21 protein-coding genes and 1 pseudogene are annotated in these 24,242 nt (G+C 57.1%); 16 read left to right on the top strand and 6 right to left on the bottom strand.

Features of this window, described 5'->3' with window-relative positions; all coding sequences use genetic code 11:
• The first annotated feature begins 87 nt into the window (after positions 1 to 87).
• The 4 genes from HMPREF9162_RS07720 (at position 88) to HMPREF9162_RS07705 (ending at position 4,641) form a co-directional block, all read left to right on the top strand.
• Complete coding sequence (locus tag HMPREF9162_RS07720) at positions 88 to 1,524, top strand: carbon starvation protein A (protein WP_009752886.1); 1,437 nt, start codon at positions 88 to 90, stop codon at positions 1,522 to 1,524.
• Between the two features lie 170 nt (positions 1,525 to 1,694).
• Positions 1,695 to 2,198: a YbjN domain-containing protein gene (locus HMPREF9162_RS07715; RefSeq protein WP_009349057.1), complete on the top strand. Its 504-nt coding sequence runs from the start codon at positions 1,695 to 1,697 to the stop codon at positions 2,196 to 2,198.
• 131 nt (positions 2,199 to 2,329) lie between these two features.
• Positions 2,330 to 3,160, top strand: a complete 831-nt coding sequence (locus tag HMPREF9162_RS07710; protein WP_009752898.1) for a polysaccharide deacetylase family protein — start codon at positions 2,330 to 2,332, stop codon at positions 3,158 to 3,160.
• Positions 3,161 to 3,369: 209 nt separating this feature from the next.
• A complete protein-coding gene (locus tag HMPREF9162_RS07705) occupies positions 3,370 to 4,641 on the top strand; it encodes a porin (RefSeq protein WP_009657945.1) in 1,272 nt (423 codons plus the stop codon).
• Positions 4,642 to 4,855: 214 nt separating this feature from the next.
• Here the strand turns inward: HMPREF9162_RS07705 and HMPREF9162_RS07700 are convergent, their stop codons facing one another.
• From HMPREF9162_RS07700 to HMPREF9162_RS07680, 5 genes are all read right to left on the bottom strand, one after another.
• Positions 4,856 to 5,668, bottom strand: coding sequence for an HAD-IIB family hydrolase (locus tag HMPREF9162_RS07700; RefSeq protein WP_009752828.1), 813 nt, complete (start codon positions 5,666 to 5,668; stop codon positions 4,856 to 4,858).
• A complete protein-coding gene (locus HMPREF9162_RS07695) occupies positions 5,665 to 6,240 on the bottom strand; it encodes an aminodeoxychorismate/anthranilate synthase component II (RefSeq protein WP_009752788.1) in 576 nt (191 codons plus the stop codon). Before HMPREF9162_RS07695 ends, HMPREF9162_RS07700 begins: the two co-directional genes overlap by 4 nt.
• Positions 6,224 to 7,729, bottom strand: coding sequence for an anthranilate synthase component I family protein (locus tag HMPREF9162_RS07690; protein ID WP_009752836.1), 1,506 nt, complete (start codon positions 7,727 to 7,729; stop codon positions 6,224 to 6,226). The genes HMPREF9162_RS07695 and HMPREF9162_RS07690 overlap by 17 nt, the downstream gene beginning before the upstream one ends.
• Positions 7,726 to 8,031 (bottom strand): hypothetical protein, encoded by a 306-nt coding sequence (locus HMPREF9162_RS07685; protein WP_009752896.1) that lies wholly within the window; start codon positions 8,029 to 8,031, stop codon positions 7,726 to 7,728. The genes HMPREF9162_RS07690 and HMPREF9162_RS07685 overlap by 4 nt, the downstream gene beginning before the upstream one ends.
• A gap of 89 nt (positions 8,032 to 8,120) precedes the next feature.
• Complete coding sequence (locus HMPREF9162_RS07680) at positions 8,121 to 9,350, bottom strand: FAD-dependent oxidoreductase (RefSeq protein ID WP_009349044.1); 1,230 nt, start codon at positions 9,348 to 9,350, stop codon at positions 8,121 to 8,123.
• Positions 9,351 to 9,558: 208 nt separating this feature from the next.
• On the opposite strand from HMPREF9162_RS07680, the gene HMPREF9162_RS07675 reads away from it, so the two are divergent.
• A complete protein-coding gene (locus HMPREF9162_RS07675) occupies positions 9,559 to 10,281 on the top strand; it encodes a cache domain-containing protein (RefSeq protein WP_009752904.1) in 723 nt (240 codons plus the stop codon).
• 132 nt (positions 10,282 to 10,413) lie between these two features.
• Here the strand turns inward: HMPREF9162_RS07675 and HMPREF9162_RS07670 are convergent, their stop codons facing one another.
• Positions 10,414 to 11,409 carry an IS5 family transposase gene (locus HMPREF9162_RS07670; RefSeq protein ID WP_175282240.1) on the bottom strand — a complete coding sequence of 332 codons (996 nt, stop codon included), beginning with the start codon at positions 11,407 to 11,409 and terminating at the stop codon, positions 10,414 to 10,416.
• Between the two features lie 48 nt (positions 11,410 to 11,457).
• On the opposite strand from HMPREF9162_RS07670, the pseudogene HMPREF9162_RS07665 reads away from it, so the two are divergent.
• From HMPREF9162_RS07665 to HMPREF9162_RS07615, 11 genes and pseudogenes are all read left to right on the top strand, one after another.
• A pseudogene (locus HMPREF9162_RS07665) lies at positions 11,458 to 12,813 on the top strand (methyl-accepting chemotaxis protein); the annotation flags it as partial.
• 198 nt (positions 12,814 to 13,011) lie between these two features.
• A complete protein-coding gene (locus tag HMPREF9162_RS07660) occupies positions 13,012 to 15,018 on the top strand; it encodes a methyl-accepting chemotaxis protein (RefSeq protein ID WP_009752818.1) in 2,007 nt (668 codons plus the stop codon).
• A gap of 89 nt (positions 15,019 to 15,107) precedes the next feature.
• A complete protein-coding gene (locus HMPREF9162_RS07655) occupies positions 15,108 to 16,307 on the top strand; it encodes a saccharopine dehydrogenase family protein (protein WP_009438954.1) in 1,200 nt (399 codons plus the stop codon).
• Entirely contained in the window at positions 16,307 to 17,449 is a 1,143-nt protein-coding gene (gene nspC / locus HMPREF9162_RS07650) for a carboxynorspermidine decarboxylase (protein WP_009752852.1), read from the top strand. Before HMPREF9162_RS07655 ends, nspC begins: the two co-directional genes overlap by 1 nt.
• Before the next feature lie 33 nt (positions 17,450 to 17,482).
• Positions 17,483 to 18,070: a GTP cyclohydrolase I gene (gene folE / locus HMPREF9162_RS07645; RefSeq protein WP_009438970.1), complete on the top strand. Its 588-nt coding sequence runs from the start codon at positions 17,483 to 17,485 to the stop codon at positions 18,068 to 18,070.
• Positions 18,067 to 18,915 (top strand): dihydropteroate synthase, encoded by an 849-nt coding sequence (gene folP, locus HMPREF9162_RS07640; protein ID WP_009752890.1) that lies wholly within the window; start codon positions 18,067 to 18,069, stop codon positions 18,913 to 18,915. The genes folE and folP overlap by 4 nt, the downstream gene beginning before the upstream one ends.
• Position 18,916: 1 nt before the next feature.
• Positions 18,917 to 19,282 (top strand): dihydroneopterin aldolase, encoded by a 366-nt coding sequence (gene folB / locus HMPREF9162_RS07635; protein WP_009752850.1) that lies wholly within the window; start codon positions 18,917 to 18,919, stop codon positions 19,280 to 19,282.
• Between the two features lie 2 nt (positions 19,283 to 19,284).
• On the top strand, positions 19,285 to 20,250 hold the full coding sequence (folK, locus tag HMPREF9162_RS07630) for a 2-amino-4-hydroxy-6-hydroxymethyldihydropteridine diphosphokinase (protein ID WP_037350423.1): 966 nt from the start codon (positions 19,285 to 19,287) through the stop codon (positions 20,248 to 20,250).
• 10 nt (positions 20,251 to 20,260) lie between these two features.
• Positions 20,261 to 20,956 (top strand): uracil-DNA glycosylase, encoded by a 696-nt coding sequence (locus tag HMPREF9162_RS07625; protein WP_009752835.1) that lies wholly within the window; start codon positions 20,261 to 20,263, stop codon positions 20,954 to 20,956.
• Positions 20,957 to 20,987: 31 nt separating this feature from the next.
• The gene (gene msrB / locus HMPREF9162_RS07620) at positions 20,988 to 22,142 is read left to right on the top strand and encodes a peptide-methionine (R)-S-oxide reductase MsrB (RefSeq protein WP_009752784.1); all 1,155 of its coding nucleotides are present in this window, start codon (positions 20,988 to 20,990) and stop codon (positions 22,140 to 22,142) included.
• 75 nt (positions 22,143 to 22,217) lie between these two features.
• Positions 22,218 to 24,206: a TonB-dependent siderophore receptor gene (locus HMPREF9162_RS07615; protein WP_037350421.1), complete on the top strand. Its 1,989-nt coding sequence runs from the start codon at positions 22,218 to 22,220 to the stop codon at positions 24,204 to 24,206.
• The last annotated feature ends 36 nt before the right edge of the window (positions 24,207 to 24,242 follow it).

Below are 24,242 nucleotides of genomic sequence, written 5' to 3'. Positions count from 1 at the left end.
TACAGGAGAAAGGAGGCAGGAGGAGAATTTGCCGGAAAGTCCGTTTGCATATCTTCGTGTATTCTTAAAAGAAAGAAGTGACAAGCAATGGTTACATTTCTTGGCGCGCTCGCGACGCTCATTATCGGCTATCTTGTCTACGGCGCACTCGTAGACAGAGTTTTTGGGCGCACGGGCGAGACCGCACCTGCCGTTCGATTGGAGGACGGCGTGGATTACATTCCGCTCCCAACGTGGAAGGTATTCCTTATTCAGCTGCTCAACATCGCAGGACTGGGCCCCATCTTCGGCGCACTCGCGGGCGCACTGTGGGGACCGAGCGTCTATCTGTGGATCGTCTTCGGTACGATTTTTGCGGGCGGCGTCCACGACTTCCTCTCCGGTATGATATCGTTCCGTGAGGACGGTAAGAGCATCTCGGAGATTGTCGGGAAAAATTTGGGGCACATCATGCTCCAGGTTATGCGCGTATTCTCCATCGTCCTGCTCGTCCTCGTCGGCGTCGTCTTTATGACCGGCCCCGCGATGCTCCTTGCAAAACTTACGGGGCTTGAGATGCTCCTGTGGCTCGCGGTTATTTTCATCTACTACACGCTCGCGACGCTTCTGCCGATCGATCAGATCATCGCGCGTTTTTATCCGCTCTTCGGCATCTGTTTGATTGTCATGGCGCTCGGCATCATGGGCGGAATGCTCTTCGGCGTCGGCGGACATACCATGCCTGAGATGACGCTTGAGAACCTCCATCCGAAAAATCTGCCCATCTGGCCGCTGCTCTTCATTACCGTTGCGTGCGGCGCAGTCTCCGGATTCCATGCCACACAGTCTCCGATCATGGCGCGCTGCCTGAAGGATGAAAAGATGGGGCGTCCCGTATTCTACGGCGCGATGGTCGCCGAGGGTATCATCGCGCTTTGTTGGGCAGCCGCAGGCGTCACCTTCTACGATAGTACAGCGGGACTTGGTGCCGCACTCAAAGAGGCGGGACCCGGCGGCGTTGTCTATGACATCTGCGTCGGATTCATGGGCGCGATCGGATTCGGCGGCGTGAGCATCGGTGCGATCCTTGCCATGCTTGGCGTCATCGCGTGTCCCATCACCTCGGGCGACACCGCGTTCCGCTCCGCGCGGCTGACCCTCGCTGACTGGTTGGATATCCCGCAAAAAGAGGCGTCGAAGCGTCTCATGATCGCCGTTCCCATGCTCGGCATCGGTCTTATCCTCTCGCAGATGGATTTTTCCATCATTTGGAGATACTTCTCGTGGGCAAACCAGACCCTCGCCATGATTACGCTTTGGACGGGCACGGCATATCTCTATCTGCACAAACCCGGCTCCTACGCCTACATCATCGCCATGCTGCCCGCCATCTTCATGTCAGCGGTCACGACGACGTACATCCTGCAGGCGCCCGAGGGCTTTGGACTGCCGACCAATATCACCTATCCTGCCGGCATCGGCTTTGCCGTACTCTTTACCGCGCTCTTCTTCCGTGCATTTATCCTGCGCAAGAGAACTGCATGAACAACGTTTCTTAAAAATACAGAGGCGCCCATGTTTGGATACCATGGGCGTCTTTTCTATCGCACGTATGGAATACAATAGATGACAAATATTTCTATTTATGCTACAATAACTTCATCTTAGGACAGAATACGAATCCGTTCACGCAGCAATAAGGAGGCAATATTTACATGGCAAGCAGCGAAGAGAAAGATTTGCAGAAGAAAGTACAGCAGAGCGCGGCAGGCGCAGACGTGCATGAGGGCGGCGCAAAGGCGGAGAAGTTCCAAAAATTCCTCAAGGAGAACGACATCAACTTCTTCGAGTCGCAGACCCTTGCCGACGAGTTCCATACCACGATTTTCCGTTCGCGCATCGAGGCGAAGGGGCAGATCATGCCGATGGCGATCTTCATCGACGACAGTATCTTTACCATCATTCGCACGCAGGTTGCAACGGGCATCAACGCAAAGAATATCGAACGCATCAAGGATCACCTCAACGCACTGAATGCGGAATACAAGATCTTCAAATACTATCTCCGTGAGGACGGCAACATTTACCTCGACATCTGCGTGCCGTTCGTCGACGAGACCTTCGACAGCCGCATGATTCAGACGCTCCTCCCGATCCTCGTACAGCAGCTTGAGACCGTCTATGAGGATCTCATGGCAGTCGTCTGGGCAAAAGAATAATCGATGATCACCTGACATTGGAAAGGGACTGCAAAGAGGTCCCTTTTTCTATGCACAGAATCCTATGATGCAGCCCCCTTGATTTCTCTCTCAAATCTCAGTACAATAAACACCGGCAAAGGAGGAACGGCATGGATTTGAACAAACTCATCGGCGGACGGCAATTTTGGACGATCATTGCCGTCCTTGCTATCCTCCTTGGAGCACTGCTCCTCCTTGCAAAACCGCAGGATAAATCCGAACCCGTGCCGACGCCCGCCGCGGATGATACGCAGGTGCTCGTTCTCAACTACCATATGGTCAACTCCATGTTCATTTCGCTCGCTGTCGAGCCGGAGGACTTTGATTGGCAGATGAAATATCTTGTCGACCACGGCTATCATACCATCACCCCCGACGAACTCTATGACTTCCTCGCGGGCACGGGGAAACTCCCGGAACGTCCCGTCCTCATCACATTCGATGACGGCTACGTTGATAACTATACGACCGCCTATCCCATCCTCAAAAAATACAACCTCAAAGCCACTATCTTCGTTGTCACCGGATTCCTCAGCAAACGCAAAGGATACCTCACATGGGATCAGCTCCGCGAAATGGAACAGCACGGCATCACCATAGAGTCTCATACTGTCACACACGCGCCGCTGCCCGAACTCTCTGACGACCGCATCCGAGAGGAACTCGTCGAATCTAAAAAACATGCCGAACGCGAACTCGGACATCCCATCGAATTTATTGCCTACCCCACGGGTGTCCACGACCTCCACATCGCTCAGATCGCACAGGAGGCGGGGTATAAGGGCGGATTCACCGTCAAATACAGCAACGTCGACCGGAACAGCAATGTCTTTGCCATGGAGCGCGTCCCCATCTTCCGCACGGCAAATACCAACAAGGATTTTACCGATCGTCTGCGCTATACGTCGAATATCACACAGTACGGATGGGTGAGGAATTAGAGCTCTGAGCTCAATCATTTTATTTAGGCAAAATATTTTGTCGGCAATATATTTTTTACTTTGCAAACATGAAACGTTATGTTATAATAAACGCGTTGAATCTGAGTGCAGGAGTGCGTACGAGAGGGAACAAGGATACTCCGTCCTCCTCCCGCATTAGGATCAAAATAATTTTTGACGGCGGGAACATCCCGCAAGGAGGAATTACCATGAAGAAGACTCTGGCAGCAGCGCTCGCGGCAGCGCTCACGATCGGCGCGGCATCGACCACGTTCGCAGCGGCGAATCCCTTCTCCGACGTGCCTCGTGATCACTGGGCATACGACGCCGTGACGCAGCTCGCAGCGGACGGCGTTGTCGAGGGCTACGGCGACGGCACGTTCCGCGGCGACCGCAACATCACGCGCTACGAGATGGCGCAGATGGTTGCAAAGGCAATGGCGAAGGGCGATATGTCCGCATCGGATCGCGCGCTTGTCGACCGTCTTGCCGCTGAGTTCGCAGACGAGCTCAACAACCTCGGCGTCCGCGTCTCCAACCTCGAGCGCAACGCGGACATGGTGAAGTGGAACGGTTTGCTCCGTTATACTTACTCCAGCACGCGCACAGACACCTCGGCAACAAAGACTACGAAGAAAAATATGAACCGCCTCCGCTTCCGTCTCCATCCGACGGCAGAGGTCAACAAGAACTGGAGCGTCAAGGCACGTCTGCAGGCGGATATCCAGCTCGACAAGGACACGAGCAGCGATGTCGCACTCAAGTGGGCATATGCGAACGGTACCTATGACAACTTTAATGTTCAGCTCGGTAAGTTCCCTGTGTTCTCCGATGTTGACCAGGGGCTTGTCATGGATGATGACATGTCGGGTGCACAGGTACAGTTCGGCAGCACAGTGAAGGCGAAGCTCTTTGCGGGACGTATCTCTGACTTTGCCGTTGATGTCGCTGCAAATCCCCCGAAACCGGCATATTATGATGTTGCTGCGAACTATCAGGGCATTGAGCTGACCGGCATGGCGGGGGCGCTCAGCCTCGGCGCAGGCTATCATCACCTGAACAGCGAGTATTTCACTAACGCGTACGGCAAGAAAAATGCAAGCATCTGGTCGGTCGGTGCAGGCTACAACTTCAGTAATGATGTCAAGCTCTTTGGCGCTTATGCGAAGAATACGGAAGCAAAGGATCTGAGCAGCAAGCAGGATCAGGCTTATAACATTGAGCTGAGCTACAAGGGCGCGAAGAAGTCGGATCCCGGTTCTTGGGGGCTGTTCGTCGGATATCGTCACCTCGGTCAATATGCTTCGCTCCTCCCGACCTATGATGCTGCAATGCAGGGCTATAAAGGCTGGGAAGCAGGTCTGAGCTACGGCTTTGCAAAGAACGTCACGGGTAAGCTCAACTACTTCCATGGCAAGAGTATTGCCGATAAGGACCTGAAGGGCAAGAAGCTGTTCGCACAGGTCGACTTCTCCTTCTAATCTCTCCACAAGTATATATTCCCATTCCTCTGTGGGATGGGATCAAAAAAAGAGTGCCGTTCGGCACTCTTTTTTGTGTCCGATCTTGAGCCGCATGTGCTCTTCGATCGAATGTCGTGTCCTTTACGTTGTGGCTGCAAAAGCTGGATGATATTGAAGCGATTTACTGCGAAAAGGGAGATATATTCTGCATGTTGGTGTACACGACGTAAACTTAGAGAACCTCCCGCAGCACCCATGCGATGAGGTGTTCGCTGCACGGAACGCCGACACGGTCGGCAGCGGATTTTGCCTCATCGGAGGCATCGGCGGGCGCGATGCCGATGTCTGCCATGCGCAGGAGGGCGGCGTCGTTCCCATAGTCGCCGCACGCGACGACGCAGCGTCCGGCATAGGCGGGCATGGCGCGCAGAACCTCCGCCATGTCGCCTTTGGACGTATGCGGCGCGACGTATTCCAGATAGTTCACCTCGGAGTAGAACGAGGTCGAGATCTTATCAATGCCGAGTTCCTTTGCAAGCCGTTCGACAAAGGTTAGATTGACGGGGGCATCGTTGATGAAGAACTTGAGCCATGTTTCCTCCTCCACGTCACGCAGTGTGCAGTGCTTTACGTTGTAGAATTCGCCTTCCAGACGCGGATCGTCGTTTTCCTCCGGGCTGATGACGATGCAGTCCTCAGTGGTGTAGACCTCGACACAGGCACGCGGGAACTGGTAGAGCACACGCGCGGCGAAGTCACGCCAAATATCTCCGTCGAGCATGCGCATCTCGAGCACCTTGTCTTCCTTCAAATCCTTCAGCATTGCGCCGTTGAAGAAGATGGCGGGCGCATTCACGGTAATGCCCTCAAGGTAGGGGAGTGCGGAGCCGGGAGACCGCCCTGTCGCAGGGGCAAATGCGCCGCCGCGCGCGGTGAACTCGTTGATGGCGCGCAGATTCTCCTCGGAGATGATCTCATAGCGCGGGATGATCGTGCCGTCGAGGTCGCTGATCAGGAGGATATCATCGTATCTTTTTTCATTCATAGCGCATGGATTTCCTTTAGATAATTTTCCATCATTTTTCGCCCGTCGGGCGTCAGGATCGACTCGGGGTGAAATTGGATGCCCTCGATGGAGAGCGTCTTGTGACGTACACCCATGATCGTGCCGTCCGCCAGTTCACTCGTGATCTCAAGTACATCCGGCAGTGATGCGCGCTCGATGATGAGAGAGTGGTAGCGTGCAACGGTCGTTTCCTGCGGTATATTACGGTATAGCCCGGTGCCGCAGTGACGGATGGGAGAGGACTTCCCGTGTACAATCTCCGGCGCACGCACAACGCGACCGCCGAATACCTCGCCGATCGCCTGATGCCCGAGGCAGACGCCGAGGATGGGGAGCGTGCCGCCGAGCTCCCGTATGACCTCCTCTGTGATGCCCGCGTCCTGCGGCAGCCCGGGTCCCGGGGAGATGATAACGCCGTCATAGCCGCGTGCACGAATTTCATCAACCGAAATCATGTCGTTGCGTACGACCTCAATGTCGGCGCCGATATTTCTGAGCAGCTGATAGACGTTGTAGGTGAAGGAGTCGTAGTTGTCAAGCAAAAGCAGCATTGTTCTCCACCTCCTCTACCACCTGAAAGAGCGCCTTGGACTTCTGCAAAATCTCGAGGTATTCCTTCTCCGGCACGGAGTCCTTTACGATGCCAGCGCCCGAGCGGATGACCGCCGTGTCGTCATTCTCGATGCACATGGTACGCAGGGTGATGCACATGTCCATATTGCCGCGGAAATCCATATAGCCGACCGTCCCGGCGTAGAACCCGCGCGGCGATTCCTCGAGCTCGTGAATGATCTCCATCGCACGCAGTTTCGGCGCGCCGCTGACCGTGCCCGCGGGGAATGCCGCACGCAGGACGTCCATCGGCGCGTAGTTGGGCGCGATCTCGCCGACGACACTGCTCACCATGTGCGAGACATGTGAGAACCGCTCAACCGCCATGAGCTTCGGCACGCGTACTGTGCCCGGCATGCTGACACGTCCGAGGTCGTTGCGCGCGAGATCGACGAGCATCGCGTGTTCGGCACACTCCTTCTCATCTGCGCGGAGATCGGCGGCGAGCACCGCGTCCTCTTCGTCCGTCGCGCCGCGTTTCCGCGTCCCAGCAATGGGGTAGGTATAGACCGTGCTTCCCGCGACCTTGATGAGCATCTCGGGTGACGCGCCGACGAGCTTCACCGTGCCGAAGTTGTAGTAAAACATGTAGGGCGACGGGTTGACCTGCCGCAGCCGCCGGTAGAAGAGGAACGCAGGGCGCGTGATCTTCTCCGTAAAGCGGTAGGAGGGGACGACTTGGAAAATATCGCCCGCGTAGATGTGCTCCTTTGCCTGTTCGATGACCTTGAGAAAGCGGTCGGGCGGCGCCGCGTGCCGCGCCATGAAATCCACGGGCGCAGATCGCGTCGAAAGGGGGGATGAGGGCGGGGAGAAGGGGGCAGCAAGGCGCACGCGCATCTCCGCAATCCGTGTGCGGATCATGTCGTAGAGCTCTGCGGGATCGTCGCCCTCCTTGATGTCCGCGAGATAGTGCAGATGCGCGCTCCCGCGCAGGGCATCGCAGACGACGAGCCAGCGGCACATCATGAACTGCCCGAGCAGATCCTCGCCGCCAAGCGCAACACCGCGCACGCGGTCAAAGGTCGCGGCGGTCTCATAGGTGAAATAGCCCGCAAGCCCCCCGTGCACGAGCGGCAGAGGCTCTTCACCTGCAGGAACGGCGGGGGTGAACCGTGCGGCATACGTCTTCATCGTCTCGTGCGGCGCGCCCTCGACGACCTTCATCAGACCGTTCTCGTTGACGATCAGCTTATCGGCAAAGACCTGCACGCGCACGAACGGCTCGCCGCCGATGAAGGAGTAGCGTCCGAACTGCTGCTGCGTCGTATCGACGGACTCCATGATGTAGCCCTTTTTCTCGCCGACCAATTTATAGTAGACGGAAACAGGCGTATCCAGATCCATCGTCAGCTCCGTGGAGACGGTGATGAGATTTGCAGTTTTACTGTAGGATATGAAATCTTCTTTACGCGGCGTTAGTTTCATCCGTTGATCTCCATGACGACGTCGCGCTCTTTCCGGCCGAGGATCCATCCGAGCACCTTCAGCTCCGCGTAGAGCATCTGCTGCTGTTCGCGGTTGTTCTCGCGGCTGAGCTTCAGCTGCTTGTACTGCTTGCGCCCGAGATTGTAGCGTGCGAGGATTTCCGCCTCGCTCCGCATCTTGTGCCTTCCGCCTGCGTGCATCCGTACGAGTTCTTCAACGTCCGCATCCGTATAGGTCGGCTCTTTTGGCGGAGCCGCCATTTGGCGAACGAGATTCGTGATGTCCTGATCGCTCATGTCCATAGAAGATGCTCCCTTCGTTACGTTCTACAATTATATTGAAATTAGTTTTTGTGAACTGCCATACCGAGTGGTGCGGCTAAAATGTATGATTATACGGCAGCGCTGCGTGCTTCGAGATATCTTATCATCGCGTCGGCGACGTGCTTTGCGTCCTTGACGACCTGCACGACGTTCCAAGGCCCGAGGACGACGTCGCCTGCGGCAAATACGCCGTCGCGCTCCGTCATGCCGTTCTCGTCGATCTTAACCAGCCCCTTCTCGTTGAGTGTCACACCCTTCGTTGTACGCACAATTTTGTCCTTGACGCCCTGGCTCGCCGCAATGACCGTGCTGTCGGCGGGGATAAGGTAGGGCGCGCCCTCACTGATGAGGTTTTGCTCCTCGTCAAAGACACGGTCGTACATCATCGGACCCTCCGGGGTGACGGAGTGAATACCCTTGGCATATTCAATTTCGCAGCCGTCCATGAGCGCGTATTCCAGTTCACGGTCGCTCGCAGAGATGCCGTTGCGCCGCGCGTAGATGGTGACGTAGCGGCTGCCCTTGCGGATCGCTGTGCGCGCCACGTCCATTGCCGAGTTGCCCGAGCCGATGACCGCGACACGGTCGCCGAGGTGATAGACGTCCGGATTCTGGAGGTAGTTGACCGCATAGTGGCAGTTGCCGAGCGTCTCGCCGGGAATTTTAAGAGCCTTGGCGCGCCATGCGCCCGTCCCCATGAAGATCGCCTCGTACCCGTCGCGGAAGAGATCGTCCACGCGGAGCGCACTGCCGATGGTCGTGTTCGGACGGATGTGGATGCCGAGTGTTCGCAGCTTTTCTCCATAGCGATCGATTGTGGAGGGCGGCAGACGGAAATCGGGGATGCCGTAGCGGAGCATTCCGCCGATCTGCTGCATCCGCTCAAAGATCGTGACGCCGTAGCCCTCCTGTGCGAGCTTCACCGCGACGACGATGCCCGCGGGACCCGCGCCGATGACGGCGACGTTGTGACCATTGTAGGACTTGCGCGTGAGAACGAGCTTATCGAGGTAGGTGTCGGAGATGTAGTGCTCGATGCTCGAGATCTGGATCGGCGCGCCGCGTCGTCCCTGAATGCAGTTGCCCTCGCACTGCGCGTCGTGGTCGCAGACGAGTGAGCAGAAAACGCTCATCGGATTATTGTCGTAAAGCATTGCGCCTGCTTCGTTGATTTTCCCATCGAGGAAGAGACGGATCATCTCCGGGACGTTGGTTTGAACCGGGCATCCCTTGATGCGGCAGAGCGGTTTTTTACACTGGAGACAGCGGCGTGCCTCGTTGATTACATGAACGGCCATGGAAAGATTCCTTTCGTTTGTTTCCTAAAATAATTGTATACACATGAGTAATTATAACATACTTTCGGGATGATACAAAAGAATTTTAGAGTAATTGATAAATGCTTTTATAGGACTTTAGGCTTGACAATAATATAAAATAACGATAAGATGCATTAAAAAAGATGGGCAGATAGATTATTGTTTTATGTTCAAGGAGGATGGTATCTTGCAATTCAAATCTATTAGGACAAAGTTTCTAGCATTTGTTCTTCCTGTCGTGCTCATCGGGTTTCTCGTGTTCTTTGGTGTCAGTTACAAGACGGCAAGCGACATGCTCGATGCGAATGCAGAGACGATTGGCGTCGGCATTGGAAAACAGGCGGGATTGGATGTACGGCGGGTTTTTGAAAGCAATAAAGCGCATTTGGAAGAAATAGCGTCCGACGACGCGTTTCTGCATGGGGATGATGCTGCAAAAATTGCCAAGATGAAGCAAGTGAAGCAGAATGCGCAGGTATTCTCTGTGATCTCTTATCTTGATATGACAGGGAAAGGGTTCAGCGTTGAAGGCGAACAGATCGAGCGTTCCGGTCGGGATTATTTCAAAAAAGTCATGCAAACACAGCAGACCGTGATCTCAGAGCCGCTCATATCGGGGAGTACAGGAAAAGTTGCCACGGTCATTGCGGTTCCCGTGAAGGCGAACGGCACCGTTATCGGAGTGGTGACCGGAACGGTCAAGCTCTCGAATTTCAACGATGATCTTAAGAACCTTTTTGTGCACCGTACAGGTCATATGATGATTGCGGACGAATCCGGCATTGTTATTATAGATCCGACGGATGAGTCGCAGGTTGGTAAACTTGATCTCAGCAAAGATATTCCAAACAAGCCGAATGGGGCGCCGCTTGTCGCGGGATTTAAGGAATCACTGATAAATAGTGGATAATCACAGCCAGCTGATCCGCAGACACAAATTTCACAAATTGCAATACAAAAGAGCGTGCAACACTGCTCTCATTGCCCCTTTTTCTTCCCCGAATCGCCCATTTCACCGGGAAATTTTGGAAAAAGGGCGCACTTATCCCATTGTCATGCAGAACGCCCTCTGCCTTCCTGCCCTCAAACACATGACGAGGTTCGCCGATGCAAAGAGCAGATAGTAACGGAGCAGGTTCTTCTTGATGCCACGATACCTTGTCCTGCCCGCTTGGAACAGCCGCTTCACAATGAGGAACGGATGCTCCACCTTGCAGCGGATGGAAGTTTTCTCGTGTTCGATCTTCTTGTCCCAGTTGACTCCTGCATACGCCTTTGTTGTGCGGTTCTTTGAAGGTCTTTTCGCAATACGGTAATCCACGCTCGATAGATGAGGATCTTCAAGGATTTCTGCGCGCTTTTCCACGCCGAGATACCCAGAGTCCCCATAGACGCTGTGGTCATCCGCTCGGATCAATGCGTGCGCCTGCACGATGTCATGCACGTTGGCTGCTGTCCCTGTGATTGTATGAACGTAGCCTGTTGCCGCATCCGTACCGGAATGAATCTTCATGCCGAAGAACCATTGATTCCCTTTCCTGACGGAGTGCATTTCAGGGTCGCGGGTCTTCGTGGTGTTCTTGGTCGAGCTTGGTGCATGGATGATGGTGGCGTCAACGATTGTACCGCCGTGCATGATGAGTCCTGCGGCGTCCAGCCGCTCTTTCACGTCGTCGAACATCTTGCGGGTGATGTCATGCTTTTCCAGCAGGTGTCGAAAGTGCAGGAGTGTCGTAGCATCCGGTGTCCGTTCGATGGAGAAGTCGATCTTCAGGAAGCGCTTCATGGCATAGCTGTCATAGATTGCATCCTCGATTCCCTCGTCCGAGAGACCGAACCAGTTCTGCATGAGATACATGCGCAGCATCGTTTCGAGCGGGATTAACTTCCTGCCACGCTCTTTCTGGACGTAGAACGGCGCAATGAGTTCCATCCATTCTTTCCAAGGGATGATGGATTCCATGGCATCCAGGAAGGCTTCACGCTTTGTTGTTCTGTTACGGTTTGCGTATTCCATGTCTGTAAATGTTTGCTGCACCATTTTTGTCTCTCCCTCATCGTTTATTGTTTTTCTCTATTGTAATCTTTCAAGGCAGAGTTGCGCAACATAAGAATTTATCAGTGTTTCCTTAAGGATGTCCTCGACAAGAACGATTCGACCGTTGTTCACTATGTGGATGGGAACGGCGAGGATCTGACGGCAATGCTCGTACCGGTGCAGCTTGACGGCCGCCGCTGGGTCGTGATCGGCGAGGTGGCGACGCGTGAGGTTCGTGAGGAAGCAAACAGTCTCCTCGGCATTCTCGCAGGGCTGACGCTCGTGATGCTTCTTCTCGTGTCGGGCATTGTCTTCATGATGACGAACAGCTTTGCCGTCAATATTAAAAAGGTGGTTCACGCATGTGATCTCCTGAATGACGGGGATCTGCGCGACAGACCGAAGACAATCACCTCGGAGGATGAGCTGGGGCAGCTCTCCGACGGCTTCATCAAGATGCGCAGGACGCTGCATGATCTCATCAACAATGTCCAGTCCCATGCCCTTGAGCTCTCTAAGTCGGCGGAAGCAGTATCGCATGCGTCGCAGCAGTCGGCGGATGCATCGACGCAGGTGGCGGACACCATCACGGAGATTGCTGCAGGTGCGGAGAAGCAGCATGAGTCGGCAGTCTCGGTGACGAACGCGGCGACGGCGATCTCGGAGCATACGGCGACGATGTCGGAGCGTGCGGAGGAAGTCGCCGCGGTCACGAACAATACCATCGAGCGCGTCCGCGAAGGGCGTCACTCGATTGACAAAGTCGTGAGCTACATGCAGCAGATCAAGACCGGATCGGAGACGGTCGACGCCGCAATTACGGCGCTTGGAAAGAGCTCTGAGGAGATCAGCCACAGCGTTGACGTTATCGCGAGCATCGCGGAGCAGACAAACCTGCTCGCGCTCAACGCCGCCATCGAAGCGGCGCGTGCGGGTGAGCACGGGCGCGGATTTGCAGTCGTCGCCGAGGAAGTCCGCAAGCTCGCCGAAGAATCGGGCGAGTTCTCCAAGAAGATCTCGCAGACGATGCAGTCCGTGCAGTCCGATATGGAGCGCGCCATTGAGGCGGGCAGGCGCGGCGGTGAATACGTCAGCAACGGTCTGACCTCGGTGCAGACCGCGGATGAAGTATTCCAGTCGATTTCGGCTGCGATTCAGCAGCTTGATGCGGGCGTGAAGGGCATTACCGACGGCATTCGTCAAATGGACAGCGAGACGCAGACGGTACGCGAGCAGATTGTCTCCGTGCAGGAGGTCAGCATGTCAAACGCGAGCGGTGTGCAGTCTGTTTCGGGCGCGGCGCAGGAACAGTCGGCATCGATGGAAGAGATCTCGGCAGAGACACGGACACTCTCGAATCTCGCGGATCAGCTTGCCGGGGAAACAAAGGTGTTCAAACTGTAATTTATACAGCGATACAGAGGAGGCGGTGTATACCGCCTTTTTTCTATGTTCAAAGAAGAATTTGAATGTTTATTACCATTATATATTCATGATTTAATTACGATGCATCTTGTTAATGCTGATAAAATGTGATACGATGCATCTTAACAGTCGTATATAAATGGACGTGTTATGATAATTTTTGAGGAGAGAGGGAAAATGCAATTTAAGTCTATTCGGACGAAGTTTCTCGCCTTCGTCCTGCCGGTCGTATTGATCGGTTTTCTCGTATTCTTTGGCGTGAGCTATAAGATGTCGAGCGGCATGCTTGACGAGAATGCCGCAACGATCGGCAAAGGCATCGGCAAGCAGGCGGCGCTCGAGGTGCAGCGTGTTTTCGGCATGAACGAGGTGCAGCTGGAGGCAATGGCGCGTGATGACTCCATGATCCATGGGGATGACGCCACAAAGCTCGCGAAGATGCAGGAGCTCAAGAGGGATACGGATGTATTCTCGAACATAGGCTACATCAATCTCGACGGCACCGGGTTCGATGTGGACAATAACGTTCTCAACCGTGCGGATCGCGAGTATTTTAAGAGGGCGGTACAGACGCAGAAGACCGTTATTTCAGAGCCTGTCATCTCGTCGATTACGGGGAAGGTCGTTGTGGTCATTGCGGTTCCGGTGAAGGACAACGGTGTGCTCAAGGGCATCATTGCGGGAACGGTCGGACTTTCGAACTTCGACGAGAAGCTTGCATCGATGGCGACGTACAAGACGGGACAGCTTGTTGTTGCGGATGAGTCGGGACTCGTCATCATCCATCCGAACGAGCAGCAGCAGGTCGGCAAGCTTGACTTCAGCAAGGAAGTATCGAGTGTGAAGATTTCGCCGAGCCTTGTGACGGCGTTCAAGGAAGCCCTCGATAAGGATGCGCCCGCGACGGCACACTATGAGCGTGAATCCGGTGAGGAGATGACGGGCATTCTCGTTCCGGTACATCTCGAGGGGCGTCGCTGGGTCATCATGTCCGAGGCGTCGGACAACGAGATCCTCGCAAGCGCACATCATCTTCTTCTGATCCTTGCGGGGCTGACCATCGTGATGCTTCTTGCCATTTCGGCGATCATCTTCTTCATCTCTCATAATTTTGCGGAAGGCATCAAGCGCATTGTCCGCGTCTGCGAGATTCTGAACAGCGGCGATCTGCGTGAGATACCGAAGACCATTACGTCCCAAGACGAGATGGGGCAGCTCTCTGACGGGTTCATCCAAATGAGCCGCACGCTCAACAAGCTCATCAAGGGGATTCAGGCGAATGCGGGTGATCTCTCCGAATCAGCCGGGGCGCTGACGGATGCATCCCAGCAGTCGGCAGAGGCGTCGAACCACGTTGCTGTGTCTATCACGGAGATTGCGGAAGGCGTCGAGCGTCAGTCGGAGGCATCTCGCTCCGTATCAGAGGCCGCGGCGGCGATCTCGAATCATGCGGCGGAGATGTCCAAGCGTGCAGAGTCAGTGGCTCAGGTGACGAGCGATACGGTCGAGCGCGTCAACGAAGGACGCCGCTCCATCGATGAAGTCGTCAACTACATGCATCAGATCAAGACGGGATCGGAGACCATTGAGGGCGCAATCACGGCGCTCGGCAAGAGCTCCGAGGAGATCAGCCGCAGTGTCGACGTGATCGCGGGCATCGCGGAGCAGACAAACCTGCTTGCGCTGAACGCCGCCATTGAAGCGGCACGTGCGGGCGAGCATGGACGCGGCTTCGCGGTCGTTGCCGAGGAAGTTCGCAAGCTCGCCGAGGAGTCAGGCGAGTTCTCGAAGAAGATCTCTCAGACAATGCAGTCCATCCAGGGCGATATGGATCGCGCAATGGAGGCAGGAAAGAGCGGCAGCGCGGACGTCGCGCGCGGGCTCGAGTCCGTGCAGACGGCGGACGGGGTGTTCCAATCCATCTATGACGCCATTCAAAAGCTAGGCGACGGAGTGCAGAGCATCACGGCGGGCATCCAGCAGATGGAGGGTGAGACGCAGACGGTGCGCACGCAGGTCGAAGAGATCCAGAAGGTCAGCACGGCGAATGCAGACAACGCGCAGAACGTCTCCGCGGCGACAGAAGAACAGTCGGCTTCGATGGAAGAGATCGCGGCATCGACGCGTCGCCTGTCGAATCTCGCCGAGGAGCTTGCCGAGGAAACGAAGAAGTTTAGACTCTAAAACAAGCAGCATTTTCAAAATCGGGGCATTGCACTTGCAGTGCCCCGTTTGCTGTTGTATGATAGGGGATATACAAAGGAGGCGGTTTCATGGGAAAAGCAATGATCATCGGCGCGGGCGGCGTGGCGAGCGTCGCCGTGCATAAATGCTGCCAAAACCCGGAGGTGTTCGAGGAGATCCTGATCGCGTCGCGTACGAAGTCGAAATGTGATGCGCTGAAGGCGAAACTGGACAGCGGCAGGACGAAAATCCAAACGGCGGCGATCGATGCGGACGACGTTGCGGCACTCACCACGCTCATTTGTGAGTTTCAGCCGGAGGTCGTTCTCAATCTCGCGCTTCCTTATCAAGATCTGCACATTATGGATGCGTGCCTTGCGGCGGGCGTACATTATGTGGACACGGCGAACTATGAGCCGGAGGACACGGCGAAGTTCGAATACAGCTGGCAGTGGGCGTACCGCGACCGATTCCGCGACGCGGGGCTGACCGCATTGCTCGGGTCGGGCTTTGACCCGGGCGTAACGGGCGTATTCAGCGCGTACGCACTGAAGCACGAGTTTGACGAGATCAACTACATCGATATCCTCGACTGCAACGGCGGCGACCACGGTTATCCATTTGCGACGAATTTTAACCCCGAGATCAACATCCGCGAGGTCTCCGCGAACGGCAGCTACTGGGAGAACGGAAAATGGGTCGAGACGAAGCCGATGGAGATCAAGCGCGTCTACGACTTCGCCGAGGTCGGGAAGAAGGACATGTATCTGCTCCATCATGAGGAACTCGAATCCCTCGGGAAAAATATCAAGGGCATTCGCCGCATCCGCTTCTTTATGACGTTCGGCGAGAGCTATCTGACGCATCTGCGCTGTCTTGAGAACGTCGGCATGACGTCGATCGAGCCGATCGACTTCGAGGGACACAAGATCATTCCGCTCCAATTCCTCAAGGCGGTGCTCCCCGATCCCGCGAGTCTCGGCCCGCGGACAAAGGGCAAGACGAACATCGGCTGTATCTTCCGCGGGAAGAAGGACGGAAAAGAGAAAAATTACTACCTCTATAACGTCTGCGACCACGAGGAATGCTACAAGGAGGTTGGCTCGCAGGCAGTTGCCTACACGACGGGCGTGCCCGCGATGATCGGCGCGATGATGGTCATGACGGGCAAGTGGAAAAAGCCGGGCGTCTACAACGTCGAGGAGTTCGATCCCGATCCGTTCATGGACGCGCTGAACCGTTGGGGTCTGCCGTGGCAGGAGAACCGCAATCCTGTCCTCGTGGACTGATGGCGGCGCGATGCGCCGATTGGCGTCCCGAGTGGGCGGCGGTGCCGACGCCCTCCTATCTCGTCTATGAAGAGCTGTTGACGCACAATCTCGAAATCCTCAAGGGGCTTGCGGAGCGCACGGGGGCAAAGGTGCTGCTCGCGCAAAAATGCTTCTCGATGTACTACTACTATCCGCTCATCGGGCGGTATCTGGCGGGGACGACGGCGAGCGGCATCTATGAGGCGCGTCTCTCGCAGGAGGAGATGGGCAAGGAAAATCACGTCTTTAAGCCCGCCTATGAAGCGGAGGAGATCACTGCGCTCGCGGCGATCTGCGATCACATCGTATTCAACTCCTTTTCCCAGTGGGAACGATTCGGCGCGGCGGCACGCGCGCAGGGGGGATCCTGCGGCATCCGCATCAACCCGGAGCGCTCGACGCAGGAGCAGGCAATCTACGACCCGTGCGCGCCCGGCTCGCGCCTCGGAGTGAAGATCGCGGAATTTCCGGAGACCCTGCCCGAGGGGATCGACGGTCTGCACTTTCACACACTCTGCGAGCAGGGGGCGGACGCACTCGCCGTGACGCTCGCGGCGGTGGAGGAGAAGTTCGGGAAATATCTGCACGGGCTGAAATGGCTGAATTTTGGCGGCGGACATCACATCACGCGCGCGGACTACGACGTCGCACTGCTGGAAGAGTTGATTCGTCATGTGCAGGAGACCTACGACGTCGCCGTTTACCTCGAGCCGGGCGAGGCAGTCGCGCTGAATGCGGGGTATCTCGCGGCGTCCGTGCTCGATGTGCGCGCGGACGGCAACGTGATCCTCAATACGTCCGCCGCCTGTCATATGCCCGATGTGATCGAGATGCCCTACCGCCCGCCCGTCGTCGGCGCGGGCGAGGCGAGGGAGAAGGCGCATACCTATACGCTCGCGGGGCCGACCTGTCTCGCGGGCGACACGATCGGGACGTATTCGTTTGACGCGCCGCTCGCGCCGGGCGACCTCGTGGTGTTCGGCGATATGGCGATTTACACGATGGTGAAGAACAACACGTTCAACGGGATGCCGCTCCCGCACATCGTCGCCGTCGATCCGTCGGGCGCATGGGAGACTGTGCGCTCGTTCGGATATGAGGACTTTAAGATGCGGTTGTGAGCCGGATAGCAGAAATCAAAGGAGTGTGAGCGGATGAGGGAGCAGACCGGGGGCGTCGTGGATACGGCGCGAGCGGAACGTGCGATGCATGAATTTCTGACGGCGCTCGGGATCGATCTGCGCTCGTGCGGCATGAGGGAGACGCCCGCGCGGGCAGCCGAGATGTATGCGGAGCTATTTGCGGGACTGCGGAGCGATACTGCGGTGCTGTGGGCGGAGACGATGACCGAGGACACGGCGGGACTCGTCGCTGTGCGGGATATTCCCTTTTACTCCATGTGCGAGCATCATCTGCTCCCGTTCTTCGGGACGGTCGATATTGTCTACCGTCCGCAGAGCGGGCGCGTGGCGGGGTTCGGCGTATTTACGCAGCTTGCCGCACTCTATGCGGCGCGTCCGCAGCTGCAGGAGCGGCTGACGGCGCAGATCGCGGATGAGATCGTGCGCGGTCTCGGGGCGGCGGGGGTGCTCGTCGTCGTTCGCGCACAGCAGCTCTGCATGATGATGCGCGGAGAGCGCGCACACGGGACGCGGACGGTTACGGCGGAATACCGCGGCGCGTTCCGGTCGGATGCGGCGGAGACAGCCGCCGCGTGGAAGATGCTGGGAGTACATGAATGACGGCAAAGAGAATCTATCGTTTTCGTGACGGAAAGAACCTGACCCTCGGCGCGCGCACGCTCGTCATGGGCATTTTGAACGTGACGCCCGACTCGTTCTCGGACGGTGGGCGGTGGAACACGCGGGAGCGTGCGCTCCGGCATATGGAGGAGATGGTGCAGGACGGCGCGGACATCGTCGACGTCGGCGCGGAATCGAGCCGTCCAGGATTTGTGCCGATGAGTGCTGCCGAGGAGATGGAGCGGCTGATGCCGCTGCTCGAAGCCGTCCTACGGGAATGCCCCGTGCCCGTTTCCGTCGACACGTTCAAGGCGGAGACGGCGCGTGCGGCACTCGCGGCAGGGGCGCACATCCTCAACGATATTTGGGGACTGCAATACGCCGAAGAGCCGGGCGAAATGGCGCGCGCGGCGGCAGCGGCGAACGTGCCCGTCGTCGTCATGCACAATCAAAATGGTACGGATTATGCGGGGGACACCATCGCGTCGATGCGGGAATTTTTTAGCGTCTCCATGGAAATCGCCGACGTGGCGGGGCTGTCTAGGGAGAACATCATCCTCGATCCCGGCATCGGCTTTGGCAAGACGCCCGCAGCGAATATGCATGTGATGCGGCGCATGGACGAACTGATTTCCTATGACGGGGCGCACTATCCACTGCTCCTCGGCGCGAGCCGCAAGAGCTTCATCGGGGCGGCGCTTGACCTGCCCGTGGAGGAGCGCATGGAGGCGACGGGCGCGGCGTGCGTCCTCGGCATCCTGCGCGGCGCGTCTATTGTGCGCGTGCATGATGTGAAGCCGATCGTGCGCATGTGCCGGATGACGGATGCGATACTGAGGGCGTAATATGGATCGAATTTTTTTGCGCGGCATGGCATTCTCGGCATGTCACGGCGTGCTCCCGCATGAACGCGAGAACCCGCAGCGCTTTGTCGTGGATGCGGAGCTGCTGATCGATTTGCACGAGGCGGGGGCGCGGGACGACCTTGACGCGACGGCGAACTACGCGGAGCTCTATGAGATCGTGCGCGCCGTTGTGGAGGGCGCGCCGAAACGCCTCATCGAAGCCGTCGCCGAGGAGATCGCGGTGCGCGCTCTCGATGCGTTCCCGCGCGTACGCGCCGTGCGAGTGACCGTGCATAAGCCGGACGCACCGATCGGCGGCGTATTCGCCGATGTGGGCGTCGATATTGTGCGCCGCAGGGGACAATGACGATGCGGACGGCATACGTCGGGCTCGGGGCAAATCTCGGCGACCGCGGCGAGACGATGCGGGAGGCTCTGCGCCGCATCGCCGCGCATCCCCGGATGCGGCTTGCGGAGGTATCGGCGTTCTACGAGACGCCGCCGTGGGGAAAGACGGATCAGCCGCCGTTTCTCAATGCTGCGGCCTGCATCGAGTTTGACACGACGCCGCAGGATCTGCTTGCAGCGCTGCAGAATATAGAGCACGCACTCGGCAGGGTGCGGCGCGAGCATTGGGGTGCACGTACGATCGACCTTGATATCCTGCATATCGACGGCGTGGAGACGGCGGGGGAAGAGCTTATACTGCCGCATCCCTATCTCTGTGAGCGCGCCTTTGTGCTCGTGCCGCTCGCAGAGATTGAGCCGCGCCTTGTCGTGCGCGGAAAGACGGTGACAGCGTGGTGTGCGGGAGTTGATACGTCCGGCATTGTGCGCGCGCCGGAGCTGGCCGCACCCTATCCGCTCGAACTCATCGCGGCGGTGGATGAGGATATGGGCATCGGGCGCGCGGGCGGACTGCTGACGTCCTGCGCCGAGGATATGGCGCATTTCCGTGCGGAGACGACCGGGGGCATCGTCATCATGGGGCGGCGCACGATGAAGAGCCTGCCGGGCAAGCAGCCGCTCGCAGGACGGGAGAACATCGTGCTCTCGCGGACGCTTGACCGCGCGGACGGCTTTCATATCGTACACGACCTCGCGGCGCTTTGGCATCTGCTCGGGCGGCTGGATTCCGATGCGGCGCGCCGCATCTTTGCGATTGGCGGGGAGGAATGTTACCGCGTGCTCCTGTCGTATGTGCATCGCGCGCATGTGACGCGTCTCATGGGCAGATACGGCGCGGATACCTTTCTGCCGCCGCTCACGGATTTTGCACGGACGGCGGCGCGCGCAGGAAAAGACTGTATCTTTGAAATTTACGACAGAATCTAGGAAGAATGCGATGGCAAAAGCAATTTTTCAAAACGACTGGCAGGAGCTGCTTGCACCGGAGATGGCACAGCCGTATTACCGTGAGCTGCGCGCGTTCCTCATCCAGGAATATCGAACGCGGCGCGTTTATCCCGATATGTATGCGATTTTCAATGCGATGCACTATACGAGTTTTGCCGATACGAAGGTTGTCATCCTTGGACAGGATCCCTATCACGGCGACGGGCAGGCGCACGGGCTTTCGTTCTCCGTGCAGGTCGGGATTGCGCCGCCGCCGTCCCTGCTCAACATCTACAAGGAACTGCAGGATGATCTCGGCATCGCGCCGCCGAACCACGGCTGTCTCATCCCGTGGGCGCGCCGCGGCGTGCTCCTCCTCAACACCGTGCTCACCGTCCGCGCACATGCGGCGGCGTCGCATCAGGGGCATGGCTGGGAGCAGTTCACGGATCACATCATCCGTCTGCTCGGCGCGCGGGAGCGTCCGCTGGCGTTCATCCTGTGGGGCAGTCCCGCACGGCGCAAGCGCGCGCTTATCACGAATCCCGCACATTTCATCGTCGAGTCGCCGCATCCGAGCCCGCTCTCGGCACACCGCGGATTCTTCGGCAGCCGCCCGTTCTCGCGCGTGAACGATTTCCTCGTACGCGCGGGTGAGACGCCGATCGAGTGGGCGCTGCCGCCGGCAGAGGAAATCAATGTATGAACGAAAGTCTCGTCTCGAAAGGAGCATCCATATGAATATCAAGGGAATGCGTCTCGTCTGCGCACTTGGACTCGTCTTTTGTCTCGGCGGCTGCGGCGCGCCGGGCGCGTCGTCGAAGGCATCTGCGGAGATGCCGCGCGGCATCGTACAGAAAAATCAGCCGAAGGACGGGCAGGCGGAGATCTATCTCGCGGGCGGATGCTTTTGGGGGACGGAGCTCTATACGAGTCTCGTGTACGGTGTCGTCTCCGCCGAGAGCGGCTATGCGAACGGCAAGACCGTGAACCCGACCTATGAGGAGGTATGCAGCGGCAGCGGACATGCGGAGACGGTGCATGTCGTCTACGATCCGCGCATTGTATCGCTCGACGAGCTGCTGAATGTGTTCTATGACTCGATTGACCCGACGACGCAGGATCGGCAGGGCAACGACGTCGGGCGGCAGTACCGTTCGGGGATTTACTATGTGCCGAACGCGGACGGGAGCGAGACGGCGGACGAGCGCACGATCCGCGCATCGCTGGACGCGCTGCAAAAACGCATCGGCAAGCCGATCGCCGTTGAGATGGGCCCGATTGTGAATTTTTACCGCGCGGAGGAGGGGCATCAGGAATACCTCACGAAGAACCCGAACGGCTACTGCCACATCTCGCCCGCAAAGATCGCGGAGATGCGTGAAAAGCGTGCCGCAGCGGAGAAAGCTGCCGCAGAGAAGCAGACGCCACAGCGTCCGAGCCGCACCTATGAAAAGCCGTCGGATGCGGAGCTGAAGGAAAAGCTGACGGATATGCAGTACGCGGTGACGCAGGAAAAGGCGACCGAGCCGCCGTTCCGCAACGAATACGATCACGAATTCCGCGCGGGCATCTACTGCGACATCACGACGGGCGAGCCGCTCTTTGTCTCGACGGACAAATATGACTCGGGCTGCGGATGGCCGGCGTTCTCGCGCCCCATCGACGATGCGCTCATCGCGGAGCATGAGGATCGCTCGTTCGGTATGGTGCGCACGGAGGTCACGGCGGCGGGCAGCGGCGCGCATCTCGGGCATGTCTTTGACGACGGCCCGCAGGCGAGCAGCGGCCTGCGCTACTGCATCAACAGCGCTTCCCTGCGCTTTATCCCGAAGGAGGACATGGAGGCGGAGGGCTACGGCGACTATCTCTATCTTCTTGAAAATCAATAAAGCTCATAACTGTGCCGCTTCCGGGGATTGCGGTGCAGCGCTGTATTCTTGTTTCAATGGAAAGAAGATGTTTTTATGAAAATGGAAAAGGGGAAAATTCTTGCGCGCCTGGTTTGCGGCGCACTGCTCGCGTCCGGTCATCACGCCTATGCTGCATCGGCAGCAGATGATGCGCAGGGCATGGACACCTACACGCTGGGGGACGTCGTTGTGACGGCGACTCGAAGCGAGAAGAACGATGTGGATGTTCCGGCGGCGACGACGGTGATCACGGCGGATGAGATCAAGGCGAGCGGAGCGGCACATGCGTCCGATGCGCTTGCACAGGTCAATGGATTTACATACAAATCCTTTGGCCCGAACGGCGCGTCGATGGGATCTATGACGAACGAGGTGAATCTGCGCGGCGTAAAGGGCGGCGCGCTTGTACTCATGAACGGCAATCCGATCTCGTGGCGCGGAAAATACAATCTCGATGCGATTCCGGCATCCGCTATCGAGCGCATTGAGGTTGTGAAGGGCAGCGGATCCGTGCTCTACGGCAGTGAAGCGGTGAGCGGCGTTGTCAATATCATCACGAAGCAGCACGTGCAGAACGAGGTTCATGCAGGATTCGGCAGCTATGGACAGCGCAGTGCCGGCATGAGCGTCGGGGATGACCGCTTCAGCGTGTATTATAACTACGATAAGTGGGGGCATCAAAACGGGCTGACCTATACGAATGTTGCTCAGACGCGCTTCAAGGGAGAAACACGGACGGACATTCATGATGTAGAGAAGAAAAATCTCGGCATCGGCTATCATATCAACCCGCATTTGGATTTCCTGTTCAATCTCTATGAATCCTCCGCGCGTTACCAACGCTATGTGACGGCGCGTCATGCGGGCAGCATCCCACTGACGATTGGGGAGCCGTATAATAACCGCAAATACGAGACGAGGCAGTACGTCACCCAGCTCAACTACCATGATGCGGATTGGAAAGGAAGTCTGTACTTTAACACGAGTACGATGGAATTTGCGGGCGCGACGTATTTTAATACGAGGAGCGGGGCGCGCACCCCGGACGGGTTCTATGATTCGCGCGAGAAAAATATGACCTACGGGCTGGATCTTCAGCGGACATGGCAGGTGACGCCAAAGGCAACGGCGATTTTCGGCATTGACTTCGAGCATGAATACTATGCCGCGCTCCCGACGGTCGCGAGTAATAAGGACGACCGCTATTCCCGCAACAATTGGGGCGTTTTCGGACAGTGGGAGCAGCGCTTTGACGAGCGCAATACGGGAATCTTCGGCTTGCGCGAAACGTGGACGACAGGCGCGGCGAAGCGGCAGAATTTCCACAATCTCAGCGCGTCGGGGCAGTGGCTGCATAAACTGAACGCCGAGAGCAGTCTATATTTGAACATCAGTCAGTCGTTCGTCATGCCGACCTTCGCGCAGATGTACGGGGAGAACGGGCGGCAGCTGCCTGCATCCAATCTGCGTCCGCAGACGGGGGTTAATTACGAAATCGGCTGGAAAAAATCGCACGGCGGACACATATGGAAAGCCGCACTCTTCCATATGAACGTCAAGGATAATATCACGGCAAAGGTGAATACGGGAAGAACCGAATATCAATACACGAATGAGGATTTCCGCAATACGGGTGTGGAGCTCTCCGCGGATATTAGGGGGACGCACGGATTTTCCTACAACTGGGGACTGACGTGGCAGAACCCGGAGACGAACAGCACGTCTGTTGCGGGCGGGTGGGATCGCGCGTTTGGCAAGATTCAGCTTACGGGCGGCATACACTATCAAAAAGGGAAATGGAACTCCGCACTCACGGCGTCCTATCTCGCCTCGCGCGTGCAGTCACCGTCGGCACAGCGTTCCTATGCGGCAAAGCCTTATCTGCTCACGACGTGGAACACAAGCTATGCGCCGGACGATCACAGTGAGATCAGTCTGCGGATTGACAATGTGCTCGACCGCAAGGATACGACGATGCACAGCGGAACAGTTTATTATACGGCGCCTATCAATTATCTGCTGAGTTACAGCTACAGGTTCTAAAGGGATAGACGCTGCGAAACGATTTAAGGGAGAATC

The organism is Selenomonas sp. oral taxon 137 str. F0430, assembly GCF_000183625.1.
Classification (GTDB): domain Bacteria; phylum Bacillota; class Negativicutes; order Selenomonadales; family Selenomonadaceae; genus Centipeda; species Centipeda artemidis.
Note: the sequence above shows the minus strand (reverse complement) of the source record. Positions and strands in the feature narration are given on the sequence as shown.